At 56.9% G+C, this 20,413-nt stretch carries 18 protein-coding genes and 3 tRNA genes; 4 read left to right on the top strand and 17 right to left on the bottom strand.

Annotation, left to right across the window (positions count from 1 at the left end):
- Positions 1-101: 101 nt before the first annotated feature.
- The 10 genes from nuoF to FY156_04955 all read right to left on the bottom strand — a co-directional run bounded on the left by nuoF (position 102) and on the right by FY156_04955 (position 6,625).
- A complete protein-coding gene (nuoF, locus tag FY156_05000; GenBank protein ID UXS00896.1) occupies positions 102-1,406 on the bottom strand; it encodes an NADH-quinone oxidoreductase subunit NuoF in 1,305 nt (434 codons plus the stop codon).
- A gap of 10 nt (positions 1,407-1,416) precedes the next feature.
- Positions 1,417-2,535 (bottom strand): NADH-quinone oxidoreductase subunit E, encoded by a 1,119-nt coding sequence (locus tag FY156_04995; GenBank protein UXS00895.1) that lies wholly within the window; start codon positions 2,533-2,535, stop codon positions 1,417-1,419.
- A 17-nt stretch (positions 2,536-2,552) separates the two neighbouring features.
- Positions 2,553-2,813, bottom strand: coding sequence for a hypothetical protein (locus tag FY156_04990; protein ID UXS00894.1), 261 nt, complete (start codon positions 2,811-2,813; stop codon positions 2,553-2,555).
- Positions 2,813-4,003, bottom strand: coding sequence for an NADH-quinone oxidoreductase subunit D (locus FY156_04985; GenBank protein ID UXS00893.1), 1,191 nt, complete (start codon positions 4,001-4,003; stop codon positions 2,813-2,815). Before FY156_04985 ends, FY156_04990 begins: the two co-directional genes overlap by 1 nt.
- Positions 4,004-4,005: 2 nt before the next feature.
- Positions 4,006-4,434, bottom strand: a complete 429-nt coding sequence (locus FY156_04980) for a GFA family protein (GenBank protein ID UXS00892.1) — start codon at positions 4,432-4,434, stop codon at positions 4,006-4,008.
- On the bottom strand, positions 4,431-5,033 hold the full coding sequence (locus FY156_04975) for an NADH-quinone oxidoreductase subunit C (protein ID UXS00891.1): 603 nt from the start codon (positions 5,031-5,033) through the stop codon (positions 4,431-4,433). Before FY156_04975 ends, FY156_04980 begins: the two co-directional genes overlap by 4 nt.
- 20 nt (positions 5,034-5,053) lie before the next feature.
- Positions 5,054-5,638: an NADH-quinone oxidoreductase subunit B gene (locus tag FY156_04970; protein UXS00890.1), complete on the bottom strand. Its 585-nt coding sequence runs from the start codon at positions 5,636-5,638 to the stop codon at positions 5,054-5,056.
- Positions 5,629-5,994, bottom strand: coding sequence for an NAD(P)H-quinone oxidoreductase subunit 3 (ndhC, locus tag FY156_04965; protein UXS00889.1), 366 nt, complete (start codon positions 5,992-5,994; stop codon positions 5,629-5,631). The genes FY156_04970 and ndhC overlap by 10 nt, the downstream gene beginning before the upstream one ends.
- A 437-nt stretch (positions 5,995-6,431) precedes the next feature.
- Positions 6,432-6,508, bottom strand: a tRNA-Asp gene (locus FY156_04960).
- A gap of 40 nt (positions 6,509-6,548) precedes the next feature.
- Positions 6,549-6,625: transfer RNA gene (locus FY156_04955), tRNA-Asp, on the bottom strand.
- Positions 6,626-7,073: 448 nt separating this feature from the next.
- Here FY156_04955 and FY156_04950 point away from each other — a divergent pair.
- Both FY156_04950 and FY156_04945 read left to right on the top strand, forming a co-directional pair.
- A tRNA-Val gene (locus FY156_04950) sits at positions 7,074-7,149 on the top strand.
- Positions 7,150-7,598: 449 nt separating this feature from the next.
- Positions 7,599-7,739 (top strand): hypothetical protein, encoded by a 141-nt coding sequence (locus tag FY156_04945; GenBank protein UXR99974.1) that lies wholly within the window; start codon positions 7,599-7,601, stop codon positions 7,737-7,739.
- Positions 7,740-8,013: 274 nt separating this feature from the next.
- Here the strand turns inward: FY156_04945 and FY156_04940 are convergent, their stop codons facing one another.
- From FY156_04940 to clpP, 6 genes are all read right to left on the bottom strand, one after another.
- Positions 8,014-10,212, bottom strand: a complete 2,199-nt coding sequence (locus tag FY156_04940; protein ID UXS00888.1) for an esterase-like activity of phytase family protein — start codon at positions 10,210-10,212, stop codon at positions 8,014-8,016.
- Between the two features lie 288 nt (positions 10,213-10,500).
- Positions 10,501-10,776, bottom strand: coding sequence for an HU family DNA-binding protein (locus FY156_04935; protein UXS00887.1), 276 nt, complete (start codon positions 10,774-10,776; stop codon positions 10,501-10,503).
- A 204-nt stretch (positions 10,777-10,980) separates the two neighbouring features.
- Positions 10,981-13,398 (bottom strand): endopeptidase La, encoded by a 2,418-nt coding sequence (gene lon, locus FY156_04930; protein UXS00886.1) that lies wholly within the window; start codon positions 13,396-13,398, stop codon positions 10,981-10,983.
- 384 nt (positions 13,399-13,782) lie between these two features.
- On the bottom strand, positions 13,783-14,151 hold the full coding sequence (locus tag FY156_04925) for a glyoxalase/bleomycin resistance/dioxygenase family protein (GenBank protein UXS00885.1): 369 nt from the start codon (positions 14,149-14,151) through the stop codon (positions 13,783-13,785).
- Positions 14,152-14,235: 84 nt separating this feature from the next.
- A complete protein-coding gene (gene clpX / locus FY156_04920) occupies positions 14,236-15,513 on the bottom strand; it encodes an ATP-dependent Clp protease ATP-binding subunit ClpX (protein UXS00884.1) in 1,278 nt (425 codons plus the stop codon).
- Positions 15,514-15,804: 291 nt separating this feature from the next.
- Entirely contained in the window at positions 15,805-16,437 is a 633-nt protein-coding gene (gene clpP, locus FY156_04915) for an ATP-dependent Clp endopeptidase proteolytic subunit ClpP (GenBank protein UXS00883.1), read from the bottom strand.
- A 455-nt stretch (positions 16,438-16,892) separates the two neighbouring features.
- Here clpP and FY156_04910 point away from each other — a divergent pair, with 455 nt between their 5' ends.
- Complete coding sequence (locus tag FY156_04910) at positions 16,893-18,140, top strand: GGDEF domain-containing protein (protein UXS00882.1); 1,248 nt, start codon at positions 16,893-16,895, stop codon at positions 18,138-18,140.
- 90 nt (positions 18,141-18,230) lie between these two features.
- The gene (locus FY156_04905; GenBank protein UXS03022.1) at positions 18,231-19,478 is read left to right on the top strand and encodes a cytochrome P450; all 1,248 of its coding nucleotides are present in this window, start codon (positions 18,231-18,233) and stop codon (positions 19,476-19,478) included.
- Between the two features lie 16 nt (positions 19,479-19,494).
- On the opposite strand, the gene FY156_04900 is transcribed toward FY156_04905, so the two are convergent.
- Positions 19,495-20,376 (bottom strand): LysR family transcriptional regulator, encoded by an 882-nt coding sequence (locus tag FY156_04900; protein UXS00881.1) that lies wholly within the window; start codon positions 20,374-20,376, stop codon positions 19,495-19,497.
- Between the last annotated feature and the right edge of the window lie 37 nt (positions 20,377-20,413).

Raw genomic sequence — 20,413 nt, 5'->3', positions numbered from 1 at the left:
AACAAATCCTTAATCACGCCCAACACTTCAATGAGTTAGCCAGACGCTTCATGATGGTTCGACGCCGGTTGGGGCCAGCGCCGCAGCCAACTGCCGAATGATTATTCGGCAGCCTCGAGAACAGCGCCATCATCCATGGCCCTGTAGGTATACTGATCGATCCGCTTTTCGATTTCCGGACGGAAATTGCGGATCAAAGCCTGAACCGGCCATGCAGCCGCATCGCCGAGCGCGCAGATGGTGTGGCCTTCGATCTGCTTCGTCACTTCGAACAGCATATCGATTTCGCGCTTCTGCGCGTTGCCCTTGACCATGCGCTCGAGAACGCGCCACATCCAGCCCGTGCCTTCGCGGCAAGGCGTGCACTGGCCGCAGCTTTCGTGCTTGAAGAAAGCTGCGATACGGGCAATCGCCTTGATGACGTCAGTGGACTTGTCCATGACGATCATGCCGCCCGTACCGAAGGACGACTTGACTTCGCGCATGCCGTCGAAGTCCATGATGGCATCCTTCATGTCCTCACCGCGAACGATGGGGCACGATGCGCCGCCAGGGATAACGCCGAGAAGATTGTCCCAGCCGCCGCGAATACCACCACAGTGGTGTTCGATCAGCTCGCGGAACGAAAGACCCAGCGCGTCTTCGAAGGTGCACGGACGCTCGACGTGACCGGAAACCATGAACAGTTTCGTGCCGACGTTGTTCGGACGGCCGATGGACGAGAACCATGCAGCGCCACGACGCAGGATGGTCGGAGCAACGGCGATCGACTCAACGTTGTTCACGGTGGTCGGGCAGCCGTAGAGACCCATGTTGGCCGGGAACGGCGGTTTCAGACGCGGCTGGCCCTTCTTGCCTTCAAGGCTTTCGAGCAGCGCGGTTTCTTCACCGCAGATATAAGCGCCGGCGCCGTGATGGACGTAAACGTCGAAATCCCAGCCGTTCTTGTTGTTCTTGCCGAGCAGGCCGGCGTCATAGCACTCGTCGATCGCGGCCTGAAGGGCTTCACGCTCACGCATGTATTCGCCACGAACGTAGATATACGCCGTGTTTGCACCCATGGCGAAACCGGCAATCACGCAGCCTTCGATCAGCGTATGCGGATCGTTGCGCAGGATTTCACGGTCCTTGCAGGTGCCGGGCTCGGATTCGTCAGCGTTGACGACGAGATAGTGCGGACGACCGTCGTTTTCCTTCGGCATGAAGGACCACTTCAGACCGGTCGGGAAGCCAGCGCCGCCACGGCCACGCAGGCCGGACGCCTTCATCTCGTTGATGATCCAGTCACGGCCCTTTTCAATGATCTGCTTGGTGCCGTCCCAATGGCCGCGCGCCCGCACACCCTTCAGGGACTTGTCCTTGAGGCCGTAGAGATTGGTAAAGATGCGATCCTGATCTTTTAACATACTTCACCTCTTACCGCGGCTTCTTGCCGAAGACCTTGATATACTCGGCTTCGCCACCCTTGGCGAGCGCCTCGGCCTGCTTGAGCCATTCGTCACGCTCGATACGGCCCTTGAAATTCAGATAGCCATCGACCCAGTCGCATTCGGCCTTCTTCCAAGCAGCAATCTGCGCGAACGTGAAGATGCCGAGCTCATGCAGCGTTCCTTCGATCTTCGGGCCAACGCCGGAGATCAGCTTCAGGTCATCGGGCGTTGCAGGCTTTTCGATACCAGCCGGGCGATCCTTGCTGTCGAGCGAAGGCTTTGCGGTCTCGGCAGAGCCGGACGCTTCCTTTTCGGCAGCCTTGACGTTTGCTTCCGCAGCCTTCGGCTCGGTTACCGGCGTCTTCAACTTGGCATCGGCTTCCGGTGCAGTCGTCTTCGGCTTGGCAGCTTCAGACGGCGCAGGTGCCGCTGCGGCAGCAGCAGGTGCGGCAGGCGCCTCGGCAGGCTTGTCCAGGTTTGAACGATCCGGCTTGATTTCTTCGGTCAGCGTGGTGAGGCCGCCGACGGGAACGGACTGGTGACGATCGATCTGCGGACCGGTCTTGACGGTGTCGCCCTTGCCTGCCTCGAACTGATCGATGATCTCTTCCAGACGCTCAGGCGTCAGATCCTCGTAAGCATCCTTGAAGATGATGACCATCGGCGCGTTGACGCAGGCGCCCTGACATTCGACTTCTTCCCAGGAGAGCGTGCCGCTCTCGTTGGTGTGCAGCGGATCGTGATGGATCTTCTTGCGGCAGACATCCATCAGCGCTTCGGAACCGCGCAGCATGCAGGGCGTGGTGCCACAGACCTGAACGTGGGCGCGCGTGCCGACCGGCTTCAACTGGAACTGGGTGTAGAAGGTCGCAACTTCAAGCACGCGGATATAGGGCATATCCAGCATGTCGGCGATCTTCTCGATACAGGCGCGGGTTACCCAGCCATCCTGTTCCTGCGCACGCATGAGCAGCGGAATGACCGCGGACTGCTGGCGTCCTTCCGGATATTTCTTGATCGTCTTTTCCGCCCAGGCGGTGTTATCCGCATTGAATACGAAACCCGTGGGCTGGAACTGATCTTCGGCTAGTCGACGAACGGACATACTTCCTCACGCCTTTTTCAGTTTAGCGTCTCACACCGCGAATTCGTCACCGTAACGAACTCACAGGCGTAAGCTGCCTTGTCTTTTTGCATGAATACAATGAACTTGCTGCCGTTCGGGACCGAGGCCTTGATCTCGTATCCTGACGACAGAAGCTGCTTGATGGTCGAAGAACCGCCGCTTGCCTTTGAAGACACGCCGTCACCCGCTGCAGTCTGGGCGAGAACAGGCGTGGCAAAAGCAGCAAGAAGAGCCAGAATGGCCAGCGGCAAACGCATCAGCGGTCGACCTCCCCGAACACGATGTCGAGAGAGCCGAGAACGGCTGTTACGTCGGCAAGCTGATGTCCCTTGCAGAGGAAATCCATGGCTTGCAGATGCGCATAACCCGGCGCGCGGATCTTGCAGCGGTAAGGCTTGTTGGAGCCGTCGGCGACCAGATAGACGCCGAACTCACCCTTGGGCGCTTCCACGGCTGCGTACACTTCGCCAGCCGGCACGTGGTAACCTTCGGTGTAAAGCTTGAAGTGATGGATCAGCGCTTCCATCGAACGCTTCATCTCGCCACGCTTCGGCGGAACCACCTTGCCGTCGAGCGACGACACGGGGCCAATCCGATGCTTGCCGGAGAGGAGTTCGACGCACTGCTTCATGATCTTTACCGATTCACGCATTTCCTGCATGCGGATCAGGTAACGGTCGTAGCAGTCGCCGTTCTTGCCGACCGGAATATCGAATTCCAGATCGGAGTAGCATTCGTAAGGCTGGGCGCGACGCAGGTCCCAGGCAGCGCCCGAACCGCGTACCATGACGCCGGTGAAGCCCCAGGCAAACGCATCTTCCAGCGAGATGACGCCGATATCGACGTTACGCTGCTTGTAGATGCGGTTGTCGGTCAGAAGACCTTCGATGTTGTCGAGAACCGTGATGAACGGGTCGCACCATTTCCCGATATCGTCGACAAGTTCCGGCGGCAGATCCTGGTGGACGCCACCTGGACGAACGTAAGCGGAGTGCATACGCGCGCCGCAGGCACGCTCGTAAAACACCATCAGCTTTTCGCGCTCTTCGAAGCCCCAGACCGGCGGGGTCATGGCACCAACGTCCATGGCCTGCGTGGTGACGTTCATGATATGCGACAGGATACGGCCGATTTCCGAGTAGAGAACGCGGATCAACTGGCCGCGCATCGGAATTTCGAGGCCAAGCAGCTTTTCAACGCCAAGCGCGAAAGCATGTTCCTGGTTCATCGGCGCAACGTAGTCCAGACGGTCGAAATACGGGACCGCCTGTAGGTAGGTCTTGGTTTCGATCAGCTTTTCCGTACCACGGTGCAGCAGGCCGATGTGCGGGTCCACGCGCTCGACGATTTCACCATCGAGTTCGAGAACGAGACGCAACACGCCGTGCGCGGACGGGTGTTCCGGGCCGAAGTTGATCGTGAAATTGCGGACGTTATGCTCTGTCATTCTTAGTGCTCCGCCGAGGTAATCATGGCGATGAATTCGGGGCCGGTCATGTTTTGCGTGGTTTCAGCGAAGGAGTAGCTGGAGGGCTTCTCATCGATGAAAATCTGCGACGCAAACTTGAAACTGGAAGGATTGTCGAAGGCCTGCAGCGATACGGCAAAATGATTACCGTCCTTTGAACGCCACAGAAGCGTGCTGCCGCAATTCTTGCAGAAGCAGCGCTCGCCCCATTCCGAGGAAGAATAGACGCCCAAATTCTGCTCGTTTTCAAAAGCAACTTCGGTGCATTCTACCGCAAGGAATGTTCCGCCGGACCAGCGGCGGCACATAGAGCAGTGACAAACGCCGAATTCACGGGCACCAGCCTTCGCTGTAAAGCGAACGGCGCCGCAAAGACATTGTCCCTGCTCTGTTGCAACGGCTTCGCTCATTGCTTGGCCTTTTCGTCACCCGGAAGAACGTAGTCCGTGCCTTCCCATGGGGAAAGGAAATCGAAGCTACGGAATTCCTGCTTCAATTCGACGGGTTCATAGAGAACGCGCTTGAGAACGTCATCGTAACGTACTTCAACGAAGCCGGTAACCGGAAAATCCTTGCGCAGCGGATGGCCTTCGAAGCCATAGTCCGTGAGGATGCGGCGCAGGTCGGAGTGACCTTCGAATGGAATACCGTACATATCCCAGGCTTCGCGCTCGAACCATTCCGCACCGTAGAACACGGAGGTCGCCGAAGGCACGCCCTGGTCTTCCGCCACCTGCAGCTTGACGCGCACGCGCATGTTCTGGCGCGGCGACAACAGATGGTAGACGACATCGAAGCGCTTTTCGCGCTGAGGCCAGTCAACGCCGCAGATATCGATGAAGTTGACGAAACCGCACTGCACGTCGTCCCGAAGGAACGTCAGAAGTGCGATGACGCTCTCCGGCGTCGTCGTCAGCGTCAGTTCGCCAAAGGCGACGTCAGCCGCCTCGACCAGAGAACCGCGCGCTTCCTTCACGTAAGCAGCAAGATCCTTGAGAGCTTCGCTCATTGCCTGTCTGTCCTTTGCCCTTAACGCTCGATCGTTCCGGTACGCCGGATTTTCTTTTGCAGCAGAAGTACGCCGTAAAGCAGCGCTTCCGCCGTGGGGGGACAGCCCGGAACATAAATGTCGACGGGCACGACACGATCGCAGCCACGCACTACGGCGTAAGAATAATGGTAATAACCGCCGCCATTGGCGCAGGAACCCATCGAGATGACGTAACGCGGCTCAGGCATCTGGTCATAGACCTTGCGGAGCGCAGGCGCCATCTTGTTGGTCAGCGTGCCGGCGACGATCATGACGTCCGACTGGCGTGGTGAGGCGCGCGGCGCGACACCGAAGCGTTCCATGTCGTAACGCGGACCGGAGGCCTGCATCAGACCTTCAACGGCGCAGCAGGCCAGACCGAACTGCATCCACATCAGCGAGCCCGTACGAGCCCAGGTGATCAGTTCGTCGGTCGAGGTAACGAGAAAGCCCTTGTCGGCCAGCTCATCGTTGATATCGGTAAAATAGGCGTCATCACTGCCAACAGGCTTGCCAGTGTTGGGATCGATGATCCCACGCGGCTTCGGTGCGACGAGCGTGGTATCGTTCTGGCTCATGCCCATTCCAGCGCTCCCTTCTTCCATTCATAGATGAAGCCGATGGTGAGAACCAGGAGGAACACCATCATCGACCAGAAGCCGAACCAGCCCATCTCTCCGAACGAAACCGCCCACGGGAAAAGGAAGGCGACTTCAAGGTCGAAGATGATGAAGAGAATCGACACCAGATAAAAGCGGATATCAAACTTCATGCGGGCGTCATCGAACGCGTTGAAGCCGCACTCGAAGGCAGACAGCTTTTCCGGGTCCGGATTTTTATATGCAACCGCGAAAGGCGCAATCAGAAGCGCCAGACCGATAACAAGAGCGATACCGATGAAGATTGCAATCGGAATATAGGAACTGAGGAGTTCAGTCATGGTCTCTTCCCTGCCCGGCCGGGTGCCGGACCTTACCTTGCGACGAAACGTCTCAAGGCGAAAAATATGTTGCAACGCCAAAGTCGTTAGCGCAGCCGCGCTCTCTCTGCAAGAGTTTCGGCACCATTTCAAGCCGCCTGCCGCATTGATTGGCAACAATATTGCCGGAATTGACGCAAAATTGGGCCGGTTATCGCGGCTAAGTCCCTCAAATAAAATAATAATCGATTGAATGGTGCGGCCGCAAAAAAGTCACACAAATTTTACGCAGAAAAACCACGAAAGTGACGATTTTCAAGATGCGAAACTTGACTAAAAAATGCAGGAAAAATGACGCCGCGAAGGCCATCAAAAGAGCTGGAATCAGAGAGCAGAAACCAGACGCAAAACCGCTATCAGCGGCTCACATATATATAATGTAAGGGAGGAAAGAAAAATGGCGCGAGTGACGGGGCTCGAACCCGCGACCTCCGGCGTGACAGGCCGGCACTCTAACCGACTGAGCTACACCCGCGCATGTTGCAGATTTTCATCTGCGTTTCCGAGGATCAGGATGGCGCGAGTGACGGGGCTCGAACCCGCGACCTCCGGCGTGACAGGCCGGCACTCTAACCGACTGAGCTACACCCGCATCTCCTGACAGCGAAGCTTTCGTTTCGCCGTACGAACCAGCCTCGGCTGTTCGTTGAGCGGCTAACTACGGCGTTCGTGCTGGGGTGTCAAGCGAGTTTCACGACAAAAGAATAAGCTTGTGCATTTTCCGATGGGAAAAACCGGTTCGAACCACCCAAAAAACGAGCTAAGCTATTGTTTTAGATTACATTTATTCGAAAAAAGAAAAACTTTATCCACAGACACCAGGTGGTTTCCGGCTGATTTTGCAATGCAGCATTACAGGGTTCGACGATGCCGATTTGGGCAAAACCCCGGTTTTCCGGGCTTTCTGCCCGTCACCATCGACGCTCGACAAAACAAACTCGAAAAAAAACAAAAAAACTTCACAAAAGCACTTGCGGTTTTTTTCTGATCCGCATACATCACGGCCACCGACGCGGCGGACACGATCCGCAAGACGCGAAGGGCGATTAGCTCAGTTGGTAGAGCGCCTCGTTTACACCGAGGATGTCGGGAGTTCGAGTCTCTCATCGCCCACCATTACTCCCCAGGACAATGTAGAGACTTGAATGTAAAGCGGGCTTTGGCTCGCTTTTGGCGTTTTATCGCCTCCTCATGTTGGCAGAGCCTTTTCTCATCGCATTTGAGACGTTCTCTCTGCTTCGAAGATTCGCCCTCCCCCAGTTCGCATTCGCCTTTCCATTAGAAAAAGAGATTCGTTTGGCGGATGAATCGATTTGCCTGCTCAAAAAAGTTTTGAGCATTCGTCGACGACGTCGCAACCAAATCGGTACACGCAAATAGACGCCTGTGTGTTGATTCCGGACTCAATGTTTCAAAACGCATCGTCCAGCCCACTATCTGCTGCGCCTGACCTTCCCTGTTCAAAACAGCGCCCTCTGACGCGAAGTAACGCGGCATCTGTGATTCAGTATTTCTCAATAGTTTTATCGCAAGGTCAGCTTGCCGGCTCATGATGAGCGGTTTTAATGATGGATGAAACCATGTCGATCGACGCGTTTGTAACACTCGCGCTCATTGCGCTGCCTATTTATATTTTTTTCCGCTGGGTCCAGCAGGACTCAGAAAAGCAAGATACTCCGGGCAAGAAAAGCTCCCCCGGTCGCTAATCCTCCCCTTACCTGTCAAAACAGCAATCGGCATTTGAACGCGACATGACGTTTGAATGGCGTTGCGGCTTTCTCACGCTGATATCCTCACCGATGGCATCCGGCAGCCCCCGCGCCTGATTCCTGTCGTCTGATGAGACCGGTGGCAAACGCGCTCTGTGTACCCCCCAATCAACGCGCGCCGAGAAAGCCTGCATTCCCAGCCGCAACTGCGGTCGAAAGCAAAAAAGCCGGTCGAAAGACCGGCTTTTTCTTTTACATATGATCGATGCGATCAGTTGATTGCCTTCAGGTTGACCGTGAAGAACAGGGTTTCGCCGGAGGAATCATCCACGCCGTCATTGTCGGTCACAACGTAAGCGGTGCCATCCTTGTCGAAAGTGAAGCCTTCCAGCTTGTCGACGACGTAACCGTTGGTCTGCGCCTTCAGGTCCGGCAGGAAGTCATGAGCTTCCTCTTTCTTGACCAGCGGCAGTTCGCCACCGATTTTGGCCGGCTTCAGTTCTGACAGAGCGACGCGGTAGAGCTTCTTAAGCTTTGCCTTGTCACCGATCTGGTTGTCGCGCTCGACGATATAGACGTGATCACCAAAAGCCGCGATTTCAGACAAACCTACCCAGCCCTCACCCGCCTTTTCGAGCGGATAACGCACTGCGCCCCATTCCTTGGACTTTGGCTTGTAGGAAACGAGCTTGACCGTGCCTTTCTCGTCCGTACCCCATTCACGCTGCACAGCCATCCAGAGGGTTGCGTCATCACCTTCGCCGATAACGGTCACACCTTCAAAGCCGAAGCGTGTTTCGCCGTTGAGAAGTTCCTTCGGCAGGGCGATCTCGGCCTTGATCTCGCCCTTGGCGTTGACGTTGTAGAGCGCGTGCGGGACGAGCTTGCTGCTATCGCCTTCAGATGCCAGCCAGAAACCACCCTTGCCATCGCGTGCGATGCCTTCGATATCGAGCTTCTGGGCAGCCATGCCGTCACGCTTGACGCGCAGGACGCTGGTGATGACGGCAGGCTTCTTGGTGGCGTCGATGGTGAAGATCGACGGCTGGTTGCCGTATACCGAGTCGGAGACGGCATAGAGAATGCCAGGCTTTTCGGCGTCGGCGGTCAGGCCAGACAATGCACCCCAGCCGATCGGCAGTCCATCGATTTCAGCGGAAACGAGCTGCGGGTAAGCTGCCTCGCCTTCGCTGCGCTCATAGAGCATGACGTGCGAACGCGCGCCGCCATCTTCGCCGAGGTCGGCTTCGTTGGCGGTGACCAGCAGGTTGCGCGAGGGAATGGCAACAGCACCTTCCGGGGAAATACCGGATGGCAGTAGCTGCACGAGCTGCGGTTCAGCGCCGGTGTCCTTATAGACGCCAACAACAGAAGCGCGCTCGCTGAGAACGAAGATGTACTTCTCACCGCCGAAGGTCGCGGCTTCCAGACCTTCCGGCTCGATGCCTTTGGCCTTGGAGCGCTTTTCCGGATAGTGGCCGATGGCGGCAATGGCGTGCTCGAGCGAAGCACCCGCCTCGTAAACCAGCTTGCCGGTCTTGTCGAAAATGGTGAAACCGCGCGAACCGCCCTGCCAGTCCCCCTCGTTGGCGATGACGATACGGTCATTGTCGAGCCACTTTACAGCGTCGGGCTCGCGCTTACGAGCCTCCTGCTTGTCGGTGAACTTCAACTGGCCATCGGATTTCGTGTCGATGCCTTCCAGATCAACCGAACCGGCCGAGAAATGGCTGGTCACCTTGCCGGACTTGCCGTCGACGATGGCGATGTGGTTGTTTTCCTGCAGTGTCACGGCGATTTCGCCATTGGCATTGATGGAAACGAATTCCGGCTCCGGATCCTCAGGAGAAATCTCTGCGAGACCGGTCAGGTCGATCTTCTTGAGCGTCGCGCAGTCGGCCGCACCGTTCTTGAGGCCAACGGTAACGAGGAAGCCAGCCGGCATCTGCGGCAAGGCGCCTTCGTTGATCTCTTCATCACGCTCGTTTTCGATGGCGATGGCGGCAAAGGTCTTGTCAGGCGAAATGGCAACCGAATCCGGTTGGCCGCCGAGATCGCAGCTTGCTTCAACCTTTTTGGTGGCAAGATCCACGGTCACCAGCTTGCCGGAAGGATTTGCGCGGTTCTCAGAGGTGTTGACGCCGGCCAGAACCTTGGAACCTGCAACGGCAACAGAGGTGGGTTCGCCGTCCAGCAGCAATGCACCGCCTGCCTTCGGCGCCTTTGCGTCGGTGATGTCAACAAAACCGATGCCACCCAGCGGGCTGTCCGAATAGATCAGCGTGTTGCCGTCTTCGCTTGCGGTGATGATTTCGGACGAGGTCGCGGTCTTGGCGTCCTTGTCAGCCGGGAGGTTGTTCGCGACCGGAAAAGACGCGATGCGGTTGAAGACCTGGTCCGCAGCCGCCGGAAAAGCGGCTGACGTCAGCAATGCTGCGGTCAAGGCCATGTGAGAAAATCGGAGCGCCATAGTAAATCCCCCTTTGCGTCCAGAAACCGTTCCCAAGGCTTCTGCGTCAAAGACATGACAGGGGCATGACACCGGCTGGCCGCGTGCTGCTGAATCGATCTTCAGTTGCACTTATCCAGCCCTGTTGTGCGGCGTCTTCCGACAGAATCAAAAAGCCCGGCCAAAAGGCCGGGCTTCTTTTCGTTTGTGCGCACATTCCGCGGTTAGGCTTCAAGGCGTCAAAACATGTTTCCTCGTGAACCTGAAGATCGCACGCACGCCGCACGGCGAAACGATCTTCCGGAAACCTTACGAGTTGACAGCGTCCTTCAGGCCCTTGCCTGCGGAGAATTTTGGAACGTTGCGAGCCGGGATGTCGACTTCAGCACCCGTGGACGGGTTACGGCCCTTGGAAGCTTCGCGGCGGCTGACAGAGAAGCTGCCAAAGCCAGCGAGGCGAATGTCGCCGCCGTTCTTCAGTTCGTTCTGTACAGTTTCGAATACTGCATCAACAGCGGAAGCAGCATCTGCCTTCGTGAGACCAGCCTTTTCGGCAACAGCAGAGACGAGCTCGTTCTTGTTCATGTTTCCACCCCTTTCATCGGTATGAAACGACTCAAATTAAGCCGGCGCAGAATACTTTTGCATCCGCGCGTAGCAACCCAAAAGCGCTGGAATCGCCTGAAAAACAAGAGGTCTGGAGTTATTTTCACAAAAAAGGCCGGCATTTCTGCCGGCCTTCCCCATAAATCGTGCCAAATTCGCATCACTCATTCCGAGTGCGGTGCATCAATGCGCGATACCGGTGTTGTTATCGTCGACGCCTTCAACCGTCGCGATGACCGGAGTCTCGATGCTGCCGTCCCATTCAATGGGTTCCGGCTGGCGGATCAGCGCGTGTTTGATGACTTCGCCCATACGTGAAACCGGAATGATTTCCATTTCGTTTTTCACGTTGTCCGGAATTTCCGCCAGGTCCTTGGCGTTCTCTTCCGGGATCAGCACCTTCTTGATGCCGCCGCGAAGTGCTGCAAGCAGCTTTTCCTTCAGGCCGCCGATCGGCAGAACACGACCACGCAGGGTGATTTCACCCGTCATCGCTACATCCTTGGAAACCGGAATGCCGGTCATGATGGAAACGATGGCGGTTGCCATGGCAACACCGGCGGACGGTCCGTCCTTCGGGGTCGCACCTTCCGGCACGTGCACGTGAATGTCGCTCTTGTCGAAGCGCGGTGGCTCGATGCCGAAGTCCACTGCACGCGAACGGACGTAAGACGCCGCTGCCGAAATGGATTCCTTCATCACTTCCTTGAGGTTACCGGTCACGGTCATGCGACCCTTGCCCGGCATCATCACGCCTTCGATGGTAAGCAGCTCACCGCCGACTTCCGTCCATGCGAGACCGGTGACAACACCGACCTGATCCTCACGCTCGGCTTCACCGTGGCGGTACCGCGGAACGCCCAGGTAATCCGGAACGTTGGCTGCGGTGACTTCAACGGACTTGACCTTGCCCTTGATGATCTCGGTCACGGCCTTGCGTGCAAGCTTCATCAGCTCGCGCTCGAAGCTGCGCACGCCCGCTTCGCGGGTATACTGCTGGATCACGATCATCAGCGCATCATCGGTGACGGAGAATTCCTCCGGACGCAACGCATGCTCCTTGATCGCCTTCGGCAGCAGGTGACGCTTGGCGATTTCGCGCTTTTCGTCTTCCGTGTAACCGGCAATACGGATGACTTCCATACGGTCCATCAACGGACCAGGAATGTTCAGCGTATTGGCCGTCGTCACGAACATGACGTCTGACAGATCGTATTCCACTTCGAGATAGTGATCCATGAAGGTGGAGTTCTGTTCCGGATCAAGCACCTCGAGCAGAGCCGACGACGGATCGCCGCGGAAGTCCATGCCCATCTTGTCGATTTCGTCGAGCAGGAAGAGCGGGTTCGACTTCTTGGCCTTCTTCATCGACTGGACGATCTTGCCCGGCATGGAGCCGATGTAGGTACGGCGGTGACCGCGGATTTCCGCTTCGTCACGAACGCCACCCAGCGCCATACGGACATATTCACGACCGGTCGCCTTGGCGATCGACTTGGCAAGCGAGGTCTTACCAACGCCGGGCGGGCCGACGAGGCACAGGATCGGGCCGCGAATCTTCGTTGCACGGGCCTGAACGGCCAGATACTCGACGATACGCTCTTTCACCTTGTCCAGACCGAAGTGATCCTGATCGAGGATCTTTTCGGCGTTGTTGAGGTCAGCCTTGATCTTCGACTTCTTGCCCCAGGGCAGGCCAAGCAGCCAATCCAGATAATTGCGCACGACGGTGGCTTCGGCCGACATCGGGCTCATCTGGCGAAGCTTCTTCATTTCCGCCTCGGCCTTTTCCTTGGCCTCCTTGGAAAGCTTCGTCTTGGCGATGCGCTCTTCCAGCTCGGCCATCTCGTCACGGCCGTCTTCGCCGTCGCCGAGTTCCTTCTGGATCGCCTTCATCTGCTCGTTCAGGTAATATTCGCGCTGGGTCTTTTCCATCTGGCGCTTGACGCGCGAGCGGATGCGCTTTTCCACCTGCAATACGGAAATTTCGCCTTCCATGAAGCCGAGCGCTTTTTCAAGCCGCTGCTTCACGCTGACGGTTTCCAGCATTTCCTGCTTTTCGGTGATCTTGATCGACAGGTGCGATGCAACCGTATCGGCAAGCTTCGAGTAGTCGTCAATCTGGCCAGCGGCGCCAACCACTTCCGGCGAAATCTTCTTGTTGAGCTTTACGTAGCTTTCGAATTCCGAAACGACGGAACGCGACAGCGCCTCGATCTCGACCGGGTCTTCCGCAGACTCGACCAGCTGCGTTGCCGTGGCTTCATAGAAATCTTCGCGACCGGTGTAGGAATCGATCTGCGCGCGGCCCTTGCCCTCGACCAGCACCTTGACCGTGCCATCGGGAAGCTTCAGAAGCTGCAGAACGTTGGCAACCGTACCGACCTTATGAATGGCCTCCGGCTCCGGATCGTCATCGCTGGCGTTGATCTGGGTAACAAGCATGATCTGCTTGTCGGAACCCATGACCTCTTCCAGAGCACGAATAGACTTTTCCCGCCCGACGAACAGGGGAACGATCATATGCGGGAAAACAACGATGTCGCGCAGGGGAAGTACGGGATAGGTACCGCCGGATGCCGCAGACGTGATGTTCGTCATATCATTTCCTTTCCATGGTCCCTCTTCGGGACATGTTGCCGGATGTCTTGGGGGCACCCGGCATATTCATTTCTCGAGACTGAAAGTGGAGTTTGCGAACACCGATTTCAAGTCGCCGGAACAGACGGCTTCGCGTGGCGACAAAGCCGTGAAATTCTACAAAACCCAGCGCAGGCCTTAACTCTCAACATTCCGGTTATCCTTCCCGTAGCAAAGAACCGGCCCGCCGACGGATATTCACATTCCCGTCATGTCGCGCTGCAAATCAGTTGTAAGACATTATCAGTAAAGCGCAATCCGCTCAAAACGCAAAATGGCGGCTGACGCTTTCCCTCCACGCCATTATTACCACGAACACTCTGCGTCCCCGACACACAACTGCGTTCAACTCAAAGTTTTCACCATCGGACCACGAAGACCGACGCAATTGCCCCAGGGATCACGAAACTGGCACATCCAGAGATCGCCATCGATTCTCATCGGGCCACGATAGAGAACGCCGCCAATATCGCGCCAGTGGGCCATCGCGCCCTCGAAATCATCCGTCCACCAGTAGACGACAGAGCCGGCTGCACCGCTGGCGACTTTCTCATCGGCACGCACGATCTCAAGCTGGACGTCGCCCAACTGAAGAAATTCAAAACCGGAGGGATGGCTGACCGAGGGTAAAGCTTCGGGGAACGCCCTCGCGTACCAGGCGAGCCCCTCCTCCACATCGGCGACATGAACCAGAATTGCAGTGACAAAACTCATGACGACACCTGAGAGATCGCGCGGCACAAAAAAGCCCCACGCGGCTGAAACCGCGAGGGGCTCTGATGATGTTCAGTTCGCAGATCAGGCCGAAACGTTGGCCTTCTCGTCCTTGCGATCGGCGTAGATGTAGAGCGGACGAGCGAGACCGCTGACAACTTCGTCGGAAATGACCACTTCGCGAACACCTTCCAGAGTCGGCAGTTCGAACATGGTGTCGAGAAGGATCTTTTCCATGATCGAACGCAGGCCACGGGCGCCGGTCTTGCGGGTGATCGCCTTGCGGGCGATTTCGCGCAGAGCGTCTTCGTGGAAGGTCAGCTCGACGTCTTCCATCTCGAACAGGCGCTGATACTGCTTGACGAGCGCGTTCTTCGGCTCGGACAGGATCTGGATCAATGCGTCTTCATCCAGATCTTCCAGCGTTGCCAGAACAGGCAGACGGCCGATGAATTCCGGGATGAGACCGAACTTCACCAGATCTTCCGGCTCCAGTTCGCGCAGCACTTCGCCGACGCGGCGATCGTCTTCCGCCTTGACCGTCGCACCGAAACCGATGGAGGTCTTTTCGCCACGGGCAGAGATGATCTTGTCGAGACCGGCAAAAGCGCCGCCGCAGATGAACAGGATGTTGGTCGTATCCACCTGCAGGAATTCCTGCTGCGGATGCTTGCGACCACCTTGCGGCGGAACGGAAGCGACCGTGCCTTCCATGATCTTCAGCAGTGCCTGCTGGACACCTTCGCCCGATACGTCGCGCGTGATGGACGGATTGTCCGACTTGCGGGAAATCTTGTCCACTTCGTCGATGTAGACGATGCCGCGCTGGGCGCGCTCGACGTTATAGTCGGCTGCCTGGAGCAGCTTGAGGATGATGTTTTCAACATCCTCACCGACATAACCGGCTTCGGTCAGCGTGGTTGCGTCCGCCATGGTGAAGGGAACGTCGATGATGCGGGCCAGCGTCTGCGCAAGATAGGTCTTGCCGCAACCGGTCGGGCCAACGAGCATGATGTTCGACTTCGCCAGTTCCACGTCGCCGTTCTTGGAGGCGTGTGCGAGGCGCTTGTAATGGTTGTGAACGGCAACAGAGAGGATCTTTTTCGCCTGCTTCTGGCCGATGACGTATTCGTCGAGGATCTTGATGATGTCCTGCGGGGTGGGAACACCCTCACGCGACTTCACCATCGACGTCTTGTTCTCCTCGCGGATGATGTCCATGCACAATTCGACGCACTCATCGCAGATGAATACTGTCGGTCCGGCAATGAGTTTCCGGACTTCGTGCTGGCTCTTGCCGCAGAATGAACAATAGAGTGTATTTTTAGAGTCGCCGCCGTTGCTGCCGCTGACTTTGCTCATATCTCTTTCCTTCCAGCACGCCGCAGGTCCGTCGAACGGATCGCGGTCAACTTACCGCTCGCCGACACGGCTGTCCTTGGGTGCACTACCGTGTCCGCTTCGCTTCCCGGGGGTACTAACCGTATCAGATACATGACCTGACAACCGGCGGCAACGAATTCCCCATAAAACCAAGGCTACGTCATAAAAATTCAACACAGCCTTAATATGTACTATTAGCGCTTTCTTTTCCGCTTGAAAGCCCCGAAATTATTTTTACCGGGGCTAACAATCTTCAAAAAACCGTGCGCCTCAATTCGCGGAGGCGCCTTCGATTTCCTGACGCGAGGTGAGGATCTTGTCGATCACACCCCAATCCTTCGCCTCTTCCGAGTCCATAAAGTGGTCGCGATCGAGCGTCTTTTCAACCTCATCCAGCGTGCGGCCGGTGTGCTTGACATAGACCTCGTTGAGGCGACGCTTCATCTTGATGATGTCACGAGCATGGCGTTCGATATCGGATGCCTGACCCTGGAAACCGCCGGAAGGCTGGTGAACCATGATCCGTGCATTCGGCGTTGCAAAACGCATGCCCTTCTCACCGGCGGCGAGAAGCAGCGAACCCATGGATGCAGCCTGGCCAACGCACAGTGTGGATACGGCAGGACGGATGAACTGCATCGTATCGTAGATCGCCATGCCAGCGGTCACGACACCACCTGGAGAATTGATGTAAAGCGCGATTTCCTTCTTGGGGTTTTCGGCCTCAAGGAACAGAAGCTGCGCGCAGACGAGCGATGCCATGTGGTCCTCTACCGGGCCGGTGAGGAAGATGATGCGCTCTTTGAGAAGACGTGAGTAGATGTCATAGGACCGTTCGCCGCGATTGGTCTGCTCTACGACCATCGGCACCAGAGCCATGGCGGTATCAACTGGATTTTTCATGTCCGTCCTTTGTCAAACTCTTACCCGATGCGGAAACCCGCTCCGGAATCACTTCTAAACTTCATTTCTCTACATAGAGTGTCACCGCCCCGTACTTCAAGACACGAAGCCGCATATCCTTAACGACAGAAGCGCGTTTCGGCCTGCTCCTTAACAGGTCCGCGGTCTCCTGAAACCGGCAAACGTGGTCCAGACCCGTTTTCCACGAAGGAAGCAATTCTTGGTAACCGACGGGTAAACATAAAATCATTTGGTTATACACAGATGTAACTTATCAATGGCAAGAACTCGTTAGGTATTTGGTGGTGATACTACCTTCGAGTTTCGCCGCCTGCAGTGGTACGGTCCATCGTGGACGAAATGGCATTCTGATAGGTTTTCAGTGTTCGCGACATTGATCGAGCGCGGGAACCTGCCCTTTTGGGGCGTGATCGCGCGAGTAGGATTTTTTTGCAATGCTGGATGCGAAGACTGGCCTATTTCTATGGGCCGCCGAAACTCTGACCCTTGCCGTCCTGCTCGGTACGCTCTGGCTGCACCGCCCGTCCCGACCGCATAATCTCTACTTCGCAGCAGGTTTCATCGCGACCGGCACCGGCACCATCCTGATTGCCATGCGTGGCGATATCGCCAGTTTCCTGTCTATCGAGGTCGGCAACACGCTGACCCTGGCCGCCTTCGGTTTCTGGCTGGCGGGTCTGATGACATTCGAACAGCGCAAACTCGCCGGCTGGATCGCGATCCCGGCGCTGATCTGGATCGCCGGCATGTTCCTGCAGCCGGTGCGCGAAAACATGGTGTCGCGCATTCTGCTTTATCAGGGCTGCGCCGCCATCGGTTACTTTATGCTGGCAGCCATCGTACTCAAGAAGGATGCGCCGAACCAGGGCAACCGCAAGGCGCTTGCCGCCATTCTGGTGTTCCAGGCAGTCTCCAGCGCAATCACCGCGTTTTTCGTGCTGCCGAAAGACATGTCGTCCTCACACGCCATACCCTTGACCGTGCCGCTTGCCTTCTCCAGCGCGCTTGGCTTTACCGCCATCATCATGATCAGCGCGAAGATCATGATGGAAGAGACCGAACGACGCCTCAACCGCCTGGCGATGACCGACCATCTGACCGGCGTCCTGAACCGTCGCGGCCTTGCCGAAGAATTCGACCGCATCAAGTCACGCGTGCCTGCCGCAGCCAGTCATGTTGTACTGACGGTGTTCGACATCGACCATTTCAAGAAGATCAACGACAGGCATGGGCATCAGGCCGGTGACGCCGTGCTGGTGCACTTCTGTCATCTCGCAGCAAAGATCATCAATGAGCGGGGTCTTTTCGTGCGCATGGGAGGCGAGGAATTTGCGCTGATCTGCGCGGCCGACGATCCGGCACAGGCGATCATCCTCGCCGAAAACATTCGTATGGCTCTGTGCAAATCGCCGATCCTGGCGGAAGGGCAGCAGATTCAGGTCACAGTCAGTGCCGGCATCGCCGATTCCGTCATCGGTGAGGCAGACCTCAACAAGTTGCTGACCGAAGCCGACCGGGCGCTTTATTCCGCCAAGAAATCCGGACGCAACCGTACTGTCGTCAACCGCGATTCCATGAATATAGTCGTTCCGGCTGTCGATCGTCAGGAAGATCCGATGGACAACAATGCCGACCGGCAGGTTGCGGCGCTGAACAAGATTGCGGCAATCGCAAACCGCTGAAACGCCCTGTCCCGAGAAAAAGAAATTCTTGCTACCGCAAGATGAAAAGGCACTCTTTTCAAATCTGCGCAGCCGGACTAAATCTTGGAAATGACAGCATCATCTCCCTTCTATAAAATCGATGCCGCAACTCGCCGCGTGTCTTTCGATGCGCGCGAACCGGCGTTCTACCGCAATCCGAACGCGGCCTATGCCATGCTTCATGCACAGTGTCCCACCTTTTACTGGGAAGAGCAGAAGCAATGGTTCTTCACCGGCTACGACCACGTCAGCAGCCTGTTGCGCGATCGTCGTTTCGGACGACAGATCCTGCATGTTGCAAGCCGCGAAGAACTTGGCCTGCCGGAACCGTCCGAACATGTGAAACACTTCTATGCCGCAGAACGGTACTCGCTTCTCGAAATCGAACCGCCGGAACACACGCGGCTGCGCACGCTGGTCAACCGCGCATTCGTTTCCCGCCATGTCGAGAAGATGACACCGGAGATCATGGCGCTGGCCAACCGGCTGATCGATGCCTTTGAGAAGGATGGCAAGACGGAGTTGCTTTCGACCTTCGCTGACATCATTCCGGTGACGATGATTGCCAACATGATCGGCATTCCCGAGGAGATGGGGCCGCAATTGCTGAAGTGGTCGCATGACTATGTCGGCATGTACATGTTCAAGCGCACCCATGAGGACGAGCTTGCGGCAGACAAGGCATCCAGGGAATTTGCCGATTATGTGCGTGGCGTGATCGCGGAGCGCAGGGCAAAGCCGCAGGACGACCTTCTGAGCCACATGATCCACACGGAACACAAGGGCCAGTATCTGACTGACGATGAACTCATTTCCACGACAATCGTGCTGCTGAATGCAGGCCATGAAGCAACGGTGCACCAGATCGGCAATTCGGTGCGGGTGATCCTGGAAAGCGGCATCGCGCCGGAAACGATGTTTCGCGACGAAACGACGACCGAACGCGTCGTTGAAGAGACATTGCGCATTTGCGCACCGGTCCACCTGTTCCAGCGCTGGGCGTTGGAACCCGCCGAGATCGACGGTATCTCGTTCAAGCGTGGTGATCAGATCAATCTCATTCTCGCGGCGGCAAATCTCGATCCATTGAAATTCAGCGATCCGCTGGACTTCAGACCGGAGCGCAACGAAGGCGCCAACGTCTCCTTCGGCGCGGGCATTCATTTCTGCATCGGCGCGCCGCTGGCAAGACTGGAACTCAATCTCGTTCTGCCGCTGCTTTTCAAACGGCTGCCGAACCTCAAGATTGCGACGTCCCCGAGCGTCAAGAACGTCTACCCCTTCCACGGGCTGGAGCGGCTTGACCTGACCTGGTGAGGTCGAGCGCGGTTCGTCAGGCGACGGTCTCGCTTCTGGCAAGATCAAGCCAGGCGCGCGCCGCATGTGAGAGATAAGCGCCCTTTCGCGATATCCACGCCATATGCCATTGCATTCCCGGTGTCGAAACCGGGATATGCACAACACCGGGGCGAACACGTTTTTCAGCGATCATCCGCGGCAGGAAACCGACCCCCAGACCTGCGCCGACCAGCTCGACAATGAAATTGATCTGGCTACTTCTGGCGGCGATGCTGGGTGAAAATCCGGCCTGCCGGCACGCATCGAGAATGATCGGATTAAGCGCAAAACCGGCATCGAAGAGAATGAAGGGGATGTCCTGCAATTCATGCAGGTCCACCACGCTACGCTCCGCCAGCGGATGATTGCTGCGCATCAGCACCTCGAGCGGCTCCTGACGCACATCCTGCCATTCAAAATCGTCCGGCACCGGCAACAGCGATGCGCCGAGATCGACCTCCCCCGCCTTGACCAGCTCTTCCAGACGTTTGCTGCCATGTTCCACAAGCTGGATGTCGATGCCGGGGTAGCGGCTTCGGTAAATGGCGAACAAGGGCGCAAACAGCATGTCCGAACCGATGGGCGGAAGACCGAGGCGCAAGGTTCCGCGCTGGAGGCCGCGCAGATCGGAAAGCTCGGCAATCAGGTCGGCGCGCTCCGCCAATACCCTGATCGCCCGTTCGTAGACGATCTTTCCCGCTTCCGTCAGCGTGGAGCGATGTCCCAGCCGGTCCAGAAGCACCAGACCCAACTCATCCTCCAACTGCTTGACCGCCTTGCTGACGGTCGACTGCGTCATGAAGACGGTTTTTGCAGCTTGGGAAAAGCCGCCCTGACGGACAACTTCAACAAAGGCATTCAGGGTTCGCAGCTCCATACTATTCCAATCTTGACTTGATAGTATTCAATCAATT

It is taken from the genome of Agrobacterium tumefaciens, from assembly GCA_025559845.1.
GTDB lineage: Bacteria > Pseudomonadota > Alphaproteobacteria > Rhizobiales > Rhizobiaceae > Agrobacterium.
Note: the sequence above shows the minus strand (reverse complement) of the source record. Positions and strands in the feature narration are given on the sequence as shown.